This is a genomic window from Pseudomonas sp. 15A4, from assembly GCF_016925575.1.
Lineage (GTDB): Bacteria > Pseudomonadota > Gammaproteobacteria > Pseudomonadales > Pseudomonadaceae > Aquipseudomonas.
In genome coordinates this window covers 4,662,064-4,674,863 of the sequence record NZ_CP068986.1, presented here as the reverse complement: position 1 = coordinate 4,674,863, position 12,800 = coordinate 4,662,064, and the positions used below count along the sequence as shown (strand labels likewise).

The following is a 12,800-nucleotide window of genomic DNA, read 5'->3' as shown; positions in this document are numbered from 1 at the left end:
TTTTTGGAGCTACTGCTTGACGCTGTTGCTCTCTGCCCTGTGAAGCGAGGGCAGCGTCATCAGAGACAGCGCTACCTTTGCCGCTCACGCCTGATCGAGGATCAAGAGCCGGTGCGCGCGGTGACAGATGGGGTTTGTGGCTCGGCGCTGGACTCGCTCCACCAGGTGGCCGCTTCCTTACCGATGGTTTCGATGGATTTGGTCGCGTCCACCACCAGTGTGCGGTCCTCGTTGTAAGGAGGTTCGAGGGTCGCGAACTGGCTGTCGACCAGACTAGCCGGCATGAAGTGCCCGGGGCGATGGGAGCAGCGTTCGGTGGCGAGTTCTTTGGTCAGCTCCAGAAACACGAAACCCAGCCCCGGCACGGCTGCACGCAGACGGTCACGGTAGATGAGCTTGAGGGAGGAGCAGGTTAGAACGGGTTTTTCGCCGTTCTTCAAGGCGGTGGCAACTTCTTCGCCGAGGCGGGTCAGCCAGCCGGCGCGATCGTTGTCGTCAAGCGGATGGCCCGCGCTCATCTTGTCGATGTTGGCTTGAGGATGGAACGCATCACCCTCGATCAGGCGGCCGCCGCTGTTGTTTGCGATGGCCTCGCCGACGGCGCTCTTGCCGCAGCCGGAAACACCCATTACCACGATGGCGGAAATAGCATGTGGAGCAGTAGTCATAAAAACCTCGTCCCGGAGACAGCGCTGTCTTCGCCGAATGGTGTGCAAGTCCGGCGAGACTGTTTCCAGGTGTAGTCATTGTTATGGGTATCTCGCTGATCCATGAGATGCAAAAACCCGGTCGTGGAATCGATCGAAAAGTTGCGGGCCTCCGTGAGATAGCGCTACCTTAGAGCCCATCCCACACAATCGCAACCCCTCAGCTTTCTTCCAATCAGTTGGCAACGCATGACACGTATTGGTTCCCGATCCACCGGTCGTCCCACCCTTAATGAAGTCGCCAAACTGGCCGCCGTCTCGCCGATTACCGCGTCCCGAGCCTTGCGTGGTGTGACCACCGTGGCACCGGATTTGGTGGAAAAAGTCCGCGCTGCTGCGCTGAGTCTAGGCTATGTCGCCAATCCTGCTGCACGGGCGCTGGCGTCTTCGCAAAGTCAGTCGGTGGTAGTGCTGGTGCCGTCGCTGTCCAACCAACTGTTTATCGAAACCCTCGAAGCCATTCAGACGGTCTTGCGCCCGCGCGGGCTTGAAGTGGTGATCGGTAACTATCACTACTCGCCTATAGAAGAAGAGAACCTGCTGCGCAGTCATCTGTCCCACCGGCCTCGGGGGATTCTGCTGACCGGTTTCGACCGCAGCGTGGCGGCGCAGCAATTGCTCGCCGCCAGTGGCGTGCCGTGCGTGCACATGATGGAACTCGACCCGACCCGCGCCGAGCCATGCGTAGGGTTTTCCCAGCAACAGGCAGGTGCCGAGGCGGCGCGGCATCTGTTGAGCCGTGGCCGGCGGCGACTGGCGTACGTGTCGGCGCAGCTCGATCCACGGGTGATTCAGCGTGGCGTCGGCTTTCGCGGCGTGCTGGAGCAGGAAGGGCTGTACGACGAAGCGCTGCAGGTGGCGTCGCCGCTGCCGTCATCCATCGGTCTGGGCAGTGAGTTGTTCGCCCGGTTGCTGGAGGCGCATCCGGATGTTGACGGGGTGTTCTTCTGCAACGACGACCTGGCCCAGGGCGCATCATTGGAGGCCCTGCGACGGGGCGTCCGCATTCCGGAACAGGTTTCGCTGATCGGCTTCAACGATCTGCCGGGTTCGGCGCACATGGTCCCGCGCCTGACCTCAATCCGTACCCCGCGCGAACAGGTCGGCCAGCGCGCCGCGCAACTGTTGCTCGGCTTGCTGGACGGCACGGTCCACGAAGCACAGGTGGATCTGGGGTTTGAACTGGTGGTGCGGGAGAGCACTTAGGCGTTTTCGTGAGCAGGCTCATTTCCACAACTCCTCCATCCGCCCCGAACCAAAGTCAGACGCTGATCCTGTAGGAGTGAGCTTGCTCGCGAAGGCAATCTGTCAGCCAGCCTGAGTGCTGCTGACCCACCCCATTCGTGAGCAAGCCACCCCCACTTCAAATCCCCAGCGCTTCCGCTCGATCAATGCTCCTTCTTGAACGCCAACCGGAACTCGTGCAACAGCGGTTCGGTGTAGCCGCTCGGCTGTTCGCGGCCTTTGAACACCAGCGCGCTGGCGGCCTGGAAGGCCACTGATTTTTCGAAATTGCCGGCCATTGGCGTGTAAGCCGAGTCCCCGGCGTTTTGCCGGTCGACAACCTTCGCCATACGTTTCAACGCATCTTTCACATAGTCCTCAGAGATCACGCCGTGGCGCAGCCAGTTGGCGATGTGCTGGCTGGAAATGCGCAGCGTCGCGCGGTCTTCCATCAGGCCGACGTTGTGGATGTCCGGCACCTTCGAGCAGCCAACGCCTTGCTCCACCCAGCGCACCACATAGCCCAACAGCCCTTGGGCATTGTTCTCGACTTCTTCGCGAATCTGATCCTCGTTCCACTCCGCCTTCTCGACGACCGGAATGCTCAGCAGGTCCAGCAGAATGTCTTCGCTGATGCTGTCCAGATCGACCTGTTCCAGCTCCTGCTGCACCGCTTTCACGTCCACTTTGTGGTAGTGCAGCGCATGCAAAGTGGCCGCGGTAGGGGACGGAACCCACGCCGTGGTTGCGCCGGATTTCGGGTGCGCGATCTTCTGCTCCAGCATGTCGGCCATCAGGTCCGGCATCGCCCACATGCCTTTGCCGATCTGCGCTCGCCCGCGCAACCCGCACGCCAGGCCCACCAGCACGTTGCTCCGCTCGTAAGCCTTGATCCACGGCGTGGCTTTCATGTCGCCCTTGCGCAGCATCGGCCCGGCTTCCATTGAGCTGTGCATCTCGTCGCCGGTGCGATCAAGGAAACCGGTGTTGATGAAGGCGACTCGAGAGGATGCGGCTTCGATGCACGCCTTGAGGTTGACGCTGGTGCGCCGCTCCTCGTCCATGATCCCCATTTTCAGGGTGTTGCGCGGAATTTTCAGCGCGTCTTCGATGCGGCTGAACAGGGTGTTGGCGAACGCGACTTCGTCCGGCCCGTGCATCTTCGGTTTAACGATGTAGACGCTGCCGGCGCGGGAGTTGGTGCGGTTGTGCAGGTCGTGCAGGGCAATCAGGCTGGTGATGACGCCATCAAGAATGCCTTCGGGGATTTCCTTATTGCCGTCGTAAAGGATCGCCGGGTTGGTCATCAGGTGGCCGACGTTGCGGATGAACAGCAGCGAGCGCCCGTGCAGGGTAATCGCGCTGCCGTCGGCCGCCGTGTATTGGCGGTCGGCGTTCAGGCGACGGGTGATGGTCTTGCCGTTCTTGACCAGCGCTTCGGTCAGGTCGCCTTTCATCAGGCCCAGCCAGTTGCGGTAGATCACCAGTTTGTCGTCGGCATCGACGGCGGCGACCGAGTCCTCGCAGTCGATGATGGTCGACAGCGCGGCTTCCAGCAGCAGGTCCTTGATTCCGGCCGGGTCAGTGGCGCCGATCGGGCTGGCGGGGTCGATCTGGATTTCGATGTGCAGGCCGTTGTTCTTCAGCAGGATTGCATTCGGCTGGCGCGGCTCGCCCTGATAGCCGATGTATTTCTCGGGCTGTGCCAGGCGCGACTGGCTGCCGTCGGCGAGGGTGACCAGCAATTCGCCGCTGTCCACCGCGTAGGCCTTGGCGCCGACATGGGAGCCGGACGCCAGGGGCGCGGCTTCATCCAGCAGGGCGCGGGCGAAGGCGATGACCTTCTCGCCCCGCAACGGGTTGTAGCCCGCTTTGATTTCGGCGCCGTTGGCCGAGGAAATGGCATCGGTGCCGTACAGCGCGTCGTACAGCGAACCCCAGCGCGCGTTGGCGGCGTTCAGGGCGTAACGGGCATTGGCGGCAGGCACCACCAGTTGCGGGCCGGCCTGCTCGCTGACTTCGATGTCCACCTTGTTAGTGGAGACCTTCACCTGCGCCGGCACCTGCTTCAGATAGCCGATGCTGTCGAGAAATGCGATGTACGCCGGCATGTCGGTGACCGGGCCAGGGTTGGATTTGTGCCACTTGTCCAGTTGAGCCTGTATGCGGTCGCGCTCTTTCAGCAACTCGCGGTTGACCGGGGCGAGGTCGTGGACGAGCGAATCGAAATCGGCCCAGAACAGTGCCGGTGTCAGGCCTGTGCCGGGAATCACTTCCTCGTCGACAAAGCGCTTGAGGTTGGCCGCCACTTTAAGGTTGTGGCAATTGACGAATTCGGTCATCAGGGGTCTCCATCGTGAATAGGTGTTGGCACCCTTGGGCGCCGGCGCGTAGAGCGTTATCGCGGGTGGCGTTATTGCGCGCTCACCGCCGCCACCCCGGCCTTGGCCACTTGGGCATCCTGGTCGGCCTTCACGCCGGACACACCCACGGCGCCGATGGTCTGGCCGTCGATGATCACCGGTACGCCGCCTTCCAGCGACGTCAGCAGCGGGGCGGTGACGAATGCGGTGCGACCGCCGTTGACCATTTCCTCATAGCCCTTGGATTCGCGACGCCCCAGCGCCGAGGTGCGGGCTTTTTCGATGGCGATGTAGCCACCGATGGGCGCGCAGCCGTCGAGGCGCTCGAAGCCCAGCAGGTGACCGCCGTCGTCCGTCACGGCGATGGACACCGCCCAACCGTTGTTCTGCGCCTCGGTACGGGCGGCAGCGAGGATCTGGGTGACTTCGGTCTGGGTCAGTACGGATTTGGTTTTCATGCAGTTCTCCTGAAGGGCAAAGGGTGTCATGCGTGTCGGTCTGATACGGATCAAGGGCGTCTGCAATCAACTTGGAGGCAACGCGTCCTCGATGAGTTCGATCCAGTGTTTGACCGGCGTGCGGTTGGCGCTGGCCAAGTGGGTCTGACAGCCAATGTTGGCCGTCGCGATCACGTCCGGGTTGCCGCTTTCCAGCGCATTCATCTTGTTGTCACGCAGCTGTTTCGCCAGCACCGGCTGGGTGATCGAATAGGTGCCGGCCGAGCCGCAGCATAAGTGACTGTCGGGCACTGGTGTGAGATTGAAGCCCAGCCGGGTCAACACGGACTCGACGGCGCCGCCAAGTTTCTGCGCGTGCTGCAGCGTACACGGGCAGTGGAAGGCCAGGGTCTGGAGGGTGCAACCGCCGAGCTGCTCCAGGGGTTCGGCGCGCAGCACTTCGACCAGGTCTTTGGTGCGTTCGCTGATGGCCGCGGCTTTTTGCGCGTAAGCCGGGTCGTTGCGCAGCAGGTGGCCGTAATCCTTGACGAAGGCGCCGCAGCCGCTGGCGGTCTGCACAATGGCTTCGGCACCGGCCTGAATGCTCGGCCACCACGCATCAATGTTCCGCCGCGCCCGCTGCAGGCCTTGTTCCTGGGCGTTCAAGTGATAATCCACGGCGCCGCAGCAACCGGCCTGGGCAATGGATGTGACGCTGATGCCCAGCCGATCCAGCACACGCGCCGTGGCCGCATTGGTGTTGGGCGACAAACCGGGTTGCACGCAGCCTTCGAGAATCAGCATTTGCCGCGCATGTTGCCGGGTCGGCCGCGCCTTGGCCGGTCGGATACTGCCGGGCAGCTTGGTCTTCAATGCGCCGGGCAGCAGCGGCCTGAAGGAATTGCCCAGCTGGGTGAGCGACTTGAACAGGCTGGCGTTTGGCACCACAGCGCGAAGGCTGTCGCGCAGTAATCGTTGGCCCAGCGGGCGCGGCACGGCGGCGTCGACCACTTCCCGGCCAATGTCCAGCAGGTTGTGGTAGTCGACGCCGGAAGGGCAGGTGGTTTCACAGTTGCGGCAGGACAGGCAGCGGTCCAGGTGCAGCTGGGTTTTCTCGGTGACTTCCTTGCCTTCCAGCACTTGCTTGATCAGGTAAATGCGCCCGCGTGGCCCATCCAGCTCATCGCCGAGCAACTGATAGGTCGGGCAGGTCGCGTTGCAGAAACCGCAGTGCACGCAGCTGCGCAGAATGCTTTCCGCTTCTTCGCCACGGGGCAGGCTTCTAGCGTGTTCGCTCAGGGTCGTCTGCATGGTTCAGATCTCCGCGTACATTCGGCCCGGATTGAACATTCCGTGCGGATCGAGTTGCGCCTTGAGCTGGCGGTGATAGCGCAGCAAGGGCGTGGCCAATGGCTGAAACGGGCTGTCTTCCAGGCCATGGCTGTAACAGGTGGCGTGACCACCTGCAGCGCTGGCGATGCGCCGAATCTCGCTGCCGCTGGCGTCGGATTTCAACCAGCGTTGCGCGCCGGCCCAGTCGATCAATTGATCCCCGGCAGGTCCAGCGCCGCCGTGCTGACGGGCAATGACACGCGCCATAGCGGCCGGCCATCGGTGAAGAAGTCCAGGCGGTGTTCGTTCAGCGCGCGCCAGTAAGCCGGGTCGATGGATTCGCCGCCGAGGCGGTCATGGGCCGCCGCGACTGAACCTTCACCGCCTTCAAGGCGCAAGCGCAGCACGCGGCCGTCGTGGCTGGCGGCGCTGATCGGCAGCGGTTGCTGACCCCACTGCGCGAGGCGGGCGAGGGCGGTGGCGCTGTCCATCTCCAGTGCGATGCTGGTGCACAGCCTCGGTTTGGGCAGGACTTTCAATGAGACTTCGGTGATCAGGCCCAGACAGCCAAAACTGCCCGCCATCAAGCGTGACAGATCGTAACCGGCGACGTTTTTCATCACCTCGCCGCCGAAGCGCAAATGCTTGCCGAGACCTGTGATCACCCGCGTGCCCAGGACGAAATCACGCACCGAGCCTGACCACGGCCTGCGCGGGCCGGACAAGCCTGCGGCGACCATGCCGCCGACGGTTCCACCACCTGCGCCGCCATCGCTGTAGCTGGGTGGCTCGCAGGGCAGCATTTGACCGGCGTCTTCCAGCGCGGCGTTCAGCACCGACAACGGCGTGCCGGCGCGGGCGGTGATCACCAGCTCGGTCGGGTCGTAAGTGACGATGCCACTGTGGATGCGCGTATCCAGCATTTCCCCGGCCACCTCGCGACCGAGAAATGCCTTGCTGTTGGCACCTTGAATGCGCAGCGGCAGGGCGGATTGAATCGCCTGGTTGACCTGTTCCAGCAGCGCATCGCTGGCATCGCGCTCCTGGGCCACGAAGGGCGGCTGACGTTGGGCATCCATCAGAAACGCTCCAGTTCAGGGAAGGGCAGCTTGCCCATGTGCACGTGCATGGCACCGAATTCGGCGCAGCGGTGCAGGGTCGGGATGTTCTTGCCGGGATTGAGGGTGCCGGCCGGATCGAAAGCGGCTTTTACCGCATGAAACAACGTCAGCTCGTCACTGTTGAATTGCGCACACATCTGGTTGATCTTTTCGCGGCCTACGCCGTGCTCGCCGGTGATGCTGCCGCCGACTTTCACGCACAGCTCCAGAATCTTCCCGCCCAGCGCCTCGGCGCGGTCCAGTTCACCGGGTTGATTGGCATCGAAGAGGATCAGCGGGTGCATGTTGCCGTCGCCGGCGTGGAAAACGTTGGCGACGCGCAGGCCGTATTCTTCCGACAGCGCGGAAATACCCTTCAGCACGCCCGGCAACTCCCGACGCGGAATGGTGCCGTCCATGCAGTAGTAATCCGGCGACAGCCGACCGACTGCCGGGAAGGCGTTCTTGCGCCCGGCCCAGAAGCGCACGCGTTCGGCTTCGTCTTTCGCCTGTCGGATTTCGGTCGCCCCGGCATTTTCCAGCACCCTGCGAACCCGGTCGCAATCGGCGTGGACGTCGGCTTCCACGCCATCGAGTTCGCACAACAGGATGGCTTCGGCGTCCACCGGATAGCCGGCGTGAATGAAGTCTTCGGCAGCGCGAATGGCAAGGTTGTCCATCATTTCCAGGCCACCGGGGATGATGCCCTCGGCAATGATGTCGCCGACCGCGCGCCCGGCTTTTTCCACCGAGTCGAAGGCGGCCAGCAACACCCGTGCGACTTGCGGCTTGGGCAACAGTTTGACGGTGACCTCGGTGATCACCCCGAGCATGCCTTCGGATCCGGTGAACAGCGCCAGCAGGTCGAAGCCCGGCGAATCCAGCGCGTCGGAGCCCAGCACCATCTGCTCGCCCTCGACCGTCAGGATGTCGACCTTGAGCAGGTTGTGCACGGTCAGGCCGTATTTCAGGCAATGCACGCCCCCGGCGTTTTCCGCGACGTTGCCGCCGATGGAGCAGGCAATCTGCGAGGAGGGATCTGGGGCGTAATAAAGGTCATAGGGCGCGGCGGCCTGGGAAATGGCCAGGTTGCGCACGCCAGGCTGCACCCTTGCATAGCGCCCGGCGGCGTCGATGTGCAGAATTTTGTTGAAGCGCGCCATCACCAGCAGCACGCCTTTTTCCAGGGGCAGTGCGCCGCCGGACAGTCCGGTCCCGGCACCACGGGCCACCACCGGCACGCCGCGCTCGTGGCAGACCTTCAGCAGCGTCTGCACCTGCTCGATGCGCTGGGGCAGCACCACCAGCATCGGCGTCGTTCGGTAGGCGGAGAGGCCGTCGCATTCGTAGGGGCGCAATTCTTCCTCCCGATGGAGGATGTCCAGATCGGGCAGGCGGGTTTGCAGCGCTTGGAGCAGCTGTTGTTTGTCGATGACCGGCAGAACGCCGTCGACGCGTTCGTCGTACAGGATATTCATGATGGGTTCGCAACCCTGTCTTGTTTTTATTGGAGGCCCGTTCCGTGACGGAACGTGAATGGCTGGCTTGCATCATTGGCTCAGCCTGGCTTAGTGTCTACCGGGTGGAGCAGTGGTCGAACCAGTTTCGCCATGAGGGAACAGGAAATTTTCCGCTAATACACATGAATATCAGTTAGATAGCGCCAGCCGCGCTCTCTGCTGTTCAGGTTGATATCCGCGGTCATACCAGTGCTACGCCCGTGGCAGCAGTCGGCTTGCTGGCGAACCGGGCAATCCAGTTTGTTGGATGCGGCTGAAAAATGTGTTCGCGAGCAAGCCGGCTCCTACGGATCGATTCGAGCGAACGGACTGGACCCAGCGCTAACCCGAGGAACACTTAGTCATGGAAACTACCCAAACCCAGCGCCCGCAGCAGGTCGCCGATGTCGTCAGCGAGCGCATTGAGCGGCTGATTGTCGACGGGGTGCTCAAGGTCGGTCAGCTGTTGCCTTCCGAGCGGCGACTGACCGAAAAACTCGGGGTGTCGCGCACCGCCCTGCGCGAGGGCCTGCAGTTGCTGCGCGCCCGGGGCATCATCGAAACCCGTCATGGCAAGGGTTCGTTTGTCGCGCAGATGGGCGGGCTCGGGCTGACCGCTGCCTCGCCGCTGATGCATTTGTTCGCTTCCCAGCCGCGCACGCTGTACGACCTGTTCGAGGTGCGCAGCCTGCTGGAGGGGAGTCCGCGCGGCTGGCAGCGTTGCGTGGTACCGACGCGGATTTCGTGCTGATCACCCGGGCCTACAACGCGTTGGTGGCCGGCCATGACCACCCGATGCCGGCGTCCGAACACGCTCGGCTCGACCATGCGTTTCATCTGGCCATCTGTGAAGCGTCCCACAACCCGGTGCTGGTGCAGACCCTGCGTTCGTTGACGGATCTGCTGCTCAACACGGTGTTTGCTTCGGTCAACAACCTCTATCACCGTGACGCCCAGAAGCGGCAGATCGATCGTCATCATGCCCGGCTGTACAACGCGGTCACGGGGCGCTTGCCCGAGCAGGCGCGCAAGGCGGCTGTGGCGCACATCCAGAACATCTGTGACAACCTGCGGGAGATCGAAAGCGAGGAGCAACGGCTGGTGCGCGCCACTCTGCGGCTGGAGGGCTGGGCTTGAGCCAGCTGGAGCTGAACTTGACAGCCATGCCGCATTGCCGCAGTTTACGCATTGCGTAAGTCGCTTACGCCGTAGTGAAAACCAAAACAACAATAACAGGCCATTCCCGTGGATCTTTTCACCTACTACCGATCGACCTCGAGCTACCGGGTGCGCATTGCCCTGGCGCTGAAAGGTCTCGCGTTCGACGCACTGCCGGTCAACCTGATCCGCGACGGCGGTGAACACCACCGGCCCGACTACCTGGCGATCAACCCCCAGGGCCGCGTTCCCGCTTTGAGGGGGATGGCGGTGAGGTGATCATCCAGTCCATGGCGATCATCGAATACCTCGAAGAATTATCCCCCGAATTCCCATTGCTCCCCGAAGCGCTGCTCGCCCGCGCGGGCCATCGGCAGGTTGCCGCCCTGATCGGCTGCGACATTCATCCGTTGCACAACGTGGCGGTGCTGAATCGCCTGCGCGGCATGGGTCACGACGAAGGCGATGTGACGGCGTGGATCGGCCACTGGATCGGCGAAGGCTTCGCCGCAGTGGAGGCCCTGATTGGCGATGCTGAGTTTTGTTTTGGCGCGGTTGGCCTGGCCGATGTGTATGTGCTGCCTCAGGTGTATGCGGCGCGACGCTTCAACGTCGACATGAGCCCGTACCCGCGTATTTGCCGGGTCGAAGCACTGGCGTTACAGCATCCGGCGTTTCAGACCGCCCATCCCGATGCGCAATCGGACAAGCCGGAGTAATCTTTCCCCCATGAAAAGCTTCGGTCTGCAATTGATCTTCGGCGACTTCCTCGCCCGCAGCGTGCGGGGATTTCCTGCGCGCCACCCGCTGAATCGTGATCCGAGCCGCTGTGCCTCTCACTTTTCAGCAGGAGCAAGACCGTGACTGATCTCTACGAAAATCCAATGGGCCTTATGGGCTTCGAGTTCATCGAATTCGCCTCGCCGACCCCCAACGTGCTGGAGCCTGTTTTCCAGATCATGGGCTTCAGCAAAGTCGCCCAACACCGTTCCAAGAACGTGTCGCTGTACCGCCAGGGTGCGATCAACATCATCCTCAACAATGAGCCCAACAGCGAAGCGTCCTACTTCGCCGCGGAGCATGGTCCTTCCGTGTGCGGCATGGCATTCCGCGTCAAGGACTCGCAACTGGCCTACAAGCGCGCGCTGGAACTCGGCGCGCAGCCTGTCGAGATCGGCACCGGGCCCATGGAATTGCGTTTGCCGGCGATCAAGGGGATTGGCGGCGCACCCTTGTACCTGATCGACCGTTTCGGCGAAGGCACCTCGATCTACGACATCGATTTCGTGTACCTCGAAGGCGTCGACCGTCACCCCAAGGGCGCCGGCCTGCAATTCATCGATCACCTGACCCATAACGTCTATCGCGGGCGGATGGCCTATTGGGCGAACTTCTACGAGAAGCTGTTCAATTTCCGTGAGCTGCGCTACTTCGACATCAAGGGCGAGTACACCGGCCTGACCTCGAAAGCGATGACAGCGCCGGACGGCATGATCCGCATCCCGCTGAACGAGGAATCGTCCAAGGGCGCTGGGCAGATTGAGGAGTTTCTGATGAAGTTCAACGGCGAGGGCATTCAACACGTCGCGTTCTTCACCGAAAACCTGATCGACACCTGGGACCGGCTCAAGGCGCTGGGCATGCGCTTCATGACACCGCCGCCGGACACCTATTACGAAATGCTCGAAGGCCGGCTGCCTAACCATGGCGAACCGGAGCACGAGCTGAAGGCGCGGGGAATTCTGCTGGACGGCAATTCCGAAGGCGGAAACAAGCGACTGCTGCTGCAGATCTTCTCGGAAACCCTGATGGGGCCGGTGTTCTTCGAATTCATCCAGCGCAAGGGCGACGACGGGTTCGGCGAGGGCAATTTCAAGGCGCTGTTCGAGTCGATCGAGCGGGATCAAGTGCGGCGGGGGTGTTGGCGGTGGATTGAGGCTGACGCCTCGTAGTCACGTGTTAACGCGATACCTGTAGGAGTGAGGCTAACGCCTCGTATTCACGTGTTAACGCAATACCTGTAGGAGTGAGCTTGCTCGCGAAGGGGCATTTCAGCCGCCGAAATTCTAGCGGATGTCAGGACGTCTTCGCGAGCAAGCTCACTCCTACAGTATGACCATGATCCTGGAGAATCACGCCAGTCGCGGCATTTCCCCACCCATCCGCGCGCTGATCGCCTGGGCCGTCTGCAGCAGTTTCTGTGCAGCGAGGGCCTGACGCTGATCGGTAAACACCGATGCCGAGCCCACCACCGTCACCACACCCACCAGCTTGTTGCCCATGGCAAACGCCGGCGATGACACCGCGTTGACGCCGGCCATCAACATCCCATGAATCTGATGCACCCCGGTGCTGCGGATCTCTTGGAGGTGCCGATCGATCTCCTGCAACTGCGCCGCGTTCAACGAGGCCGATTCCGCCTCCCTCAACCCGGCGGTTTCAGTCGCAGACAGAAAGGTCTCGAACACCAGCCCGGTGGACGAACTGAGCAGCGGCAGCACCGAGCCGATCTGCGTCACCAGCGTGACCGCCCCTAGCGACTGCTCGACGTACACCACCGTCGGGCCTTTGTTGCCCCACACCGCCAGAAAGCAGGTTTCGTTGAGTTCATCGCGCAGTGCGATCAGGGCTGGGGCAGACGTTTTCAGTACATCCAGTTGGCTCAGTGCGGCCAGGCCGACCTGTAACGCCGAACGGCCCAGTCGGTAATGATTGTTGGCCGGGTCCTGCTCGGCAAAGCCGCTGTCCACCAGCGCTTGCAGGTAGCGATGCACCTTGCTGGCGGGCATGTCGACGTACTCGGCGAGTTTCGACAGTGACGTGGCGGGGGCCAGTTCGGCCAGCGCCTTGAGGATGCCGACGCCGACTTCAGCCGACTGGACTTTCTGCTGGCGTGGCGCGGCGGCGGGGGTGGAATCGTCGGTCATGGCAAGGGAGGCCCCCGGTCTGGAAAGGCTGCTTTATAGCTTGACCCTTCTGC

General features: G+C 62.4%; 8 protein-coding genes and 3 pseudogenes. 4 read left to right on the top strand and 7 right to left on the bottom strand.

Annotated elements, in window-relative coordinates; all coding sequences use genetic code 11:
* Nucleotides 1–101 precede the first annotated feature (101 nt).
* On the bottom strand, nucleotides 102–629 hold the full coding sequence (locus tag JN403_RS20685) for a gluconokinase (RefSeq protein ID WP_163023182.1): 528 nt from the start codon (nucleotides 627–629) through the stop codon (nucleotides 102–104).
* A 267-nt stretch (nucleotides 630–896) separates the two neighbouring features.
* On the opposite strand from JN403_RS20685, the gene JN403_RS20680 reads away from it, so the two are divergent.
* Nucleotides 897–1,913 (top strand): LacI family DNA-binding transcriptional regulator, encoded by a 1,017-nt coding sequence (locus JN403_RS20680; RefSeq protein ID WP_205484074.1) that lies wholly within the window; start codon nucleotides 897–899, stop codon nucleotides 1,911–1,913.
* Between the two features lie 182 nt (nucleotides 1,914–2,095).
* Here JN403_RS20680 and JN403_RS20675 read toward each other — a convergent pair whose 3' ends face one another.
* The 5 genes and pseudogenes from JN403_RS20675 to glcD form a co-directional block, all read right to left on the bottom strand.
* A complete protein-coding gene (locus JN403_RS20675; RefSeq protein WP_205484073.1) occupies nucleotides 2,096–4,273 on the bottom strand; it encodes a malate synthase G in 2,178 nt (725 codons plus the stop codon).
* A gap of 71 nt (nucleotides 4,274–4,344) precedes the next feature.
* Complete coding sequence (locus JN403_RS20670; RefSeq protein WP_122625337.1) at nucleotides 4,345–4,752, bottom strand: heme-binding protein; 408 nt, start codon at nucleotides 4,750–4,752, stop codon at nucleotides 4,345–4,347.
* A 66-nt stretch (nucleotides 4,753–4,818) separates the two neighbouring features.
* Nucleotides 4,819–6,042 carry a glycolate oxidase subunit GlcF gene (glcF, locus tag JN403_RS20665; RefSeq protein WP_205484072.1) on the bottom strand — a complete coding sequence of 408 codons (1,224 nt, stop codon included), beginning with the start codon at nucleotides 6,040–6,042 and terminating at the stop codon, nucleotides 4,819–4,821.
* Nucleotides 6,043–6,045: 3 nt separating this feature from the next.
* A pseudogene (gene glcE / locus JN403_RS20660) lies at nucleotides 6,046–7,142 on the bottom strand (glycolate oxidase subunit GlcE).
* Nucleotides 7,142–8,641, bottom strand: coding sequence for a glycolate oxidase subunit GlcD (gene glcD, locus JN403_RS20655; RefSeq protein ID WP_205484071.1), 1,500 nt, complete (start codon nucleotides 8,639–8,641; stop codon nucleotides 7,142–7,144). Before glcD ends, glcE begins: the two are co-directional and overlap by 1 nt.
* A 385-nt stretch (nucleotides 8,642–9,026) precedes the next feature.
* Here glcD and glcC point away from each other — a divergent pair.
* The 3 genes and pseudogenes from glcC to hppD all read left to right on the top strand — a co-directional run bounded on the left by glcC (nucleotide 9,027) and on the right by hppD (nucleotide 11,772).
* Nucleotides 9,027–9,799 (top strand): annotated as a pseudogene (gene glcC, locus JN403_RS20650) (transcriptional regulator GlcC).
* 108 nt (nucleotides 9,800–9,907) lie between these two features.
* Nucleotides 9,908–10,539 (top strand): annotated as a pseudogene (gene maiA / locus JN403_RS20645) (maleylacetoacetate isomerase).
* 141 nt (nucleotides 10,540–10,680) lie between these two features.
* Nucleotides 10,681–11,772, top strand: a complete 1,092-nt coding sequence (hppD, locus tag JN403_RS20640) for a 4-hydroxyphenylpyruvate dioxygenase (RefSeq protein ID WP_205484070.1) — start codon at nucleotides 10,681–10,683, stop codon at nucleotides 11,770–11,772.
* Nucleotides 11,773–11,952: 180 nt separating this feature from the next.
* Here hppD and JN403_RS20635 read toward each other — a convergent pair whose 3' ends face one another.
* A complete protein-coding gene (locus tag JN403_RS20635; protein ID WP_205484069.1) occupies nucleotides 11,953–12,747 on the bottom strand; it encodes an IclR family transcriptional regulator in 795 nt (264 codons plus the stop codon).
* Between the last annotated feature and the right edge of the window lie 53 nt (nucleotides 12,748–12,800).

Coding starts and splice junctions, on each gene's coding strand:
- JN403_RS20635 (WP_205484069.1), bottom strand. CDS start 12,747: ATGACCGACGATTCCACCCCCGCCGCCGCGCCACGCCAGCAGAAAGTC.
- JN403_RS20675 (WP_205484073.1), bottom strand. CDS start 4,273: ATGACCGAATTCGTCAATTGCCACAACCTTAAAGTGGCGGCCAACCTC.
- glcF (WP_205484072.1), bottom strand. CDS start 6,042: ATGCAGACGACCCTGAGCGAACACGCTAGAAGCCTGCCCCGTGGCGAA.
- JN403_RS20670 (WP_122625337.1), bottom strand. CDS start 4,752: ATGAAAACCAAATCCGTACTGACCCAGACCGAAGTCACCCAGATCCTC.
- JN403_RS20685 (WP_163023182.1), bottom strand. CDS start 629: ATGGGTGTTTCCGGCTGCGGCAAGAGCGCCGTCGGCGAGGCCATCGCA.
- JN403_RS20680 (WP_205484074.1), top strand. CDS start 897: ATGACACGTATTGGTTCCCGATCCACCGGTCGTCCCACCCTTAATGAA.
- glcD (WP_205484071.1), bottom strand. CDS start 8,641: ATGAATATCCTGTACGACGAACGCGTCGACGGCGTTCTGCCGGTCATC.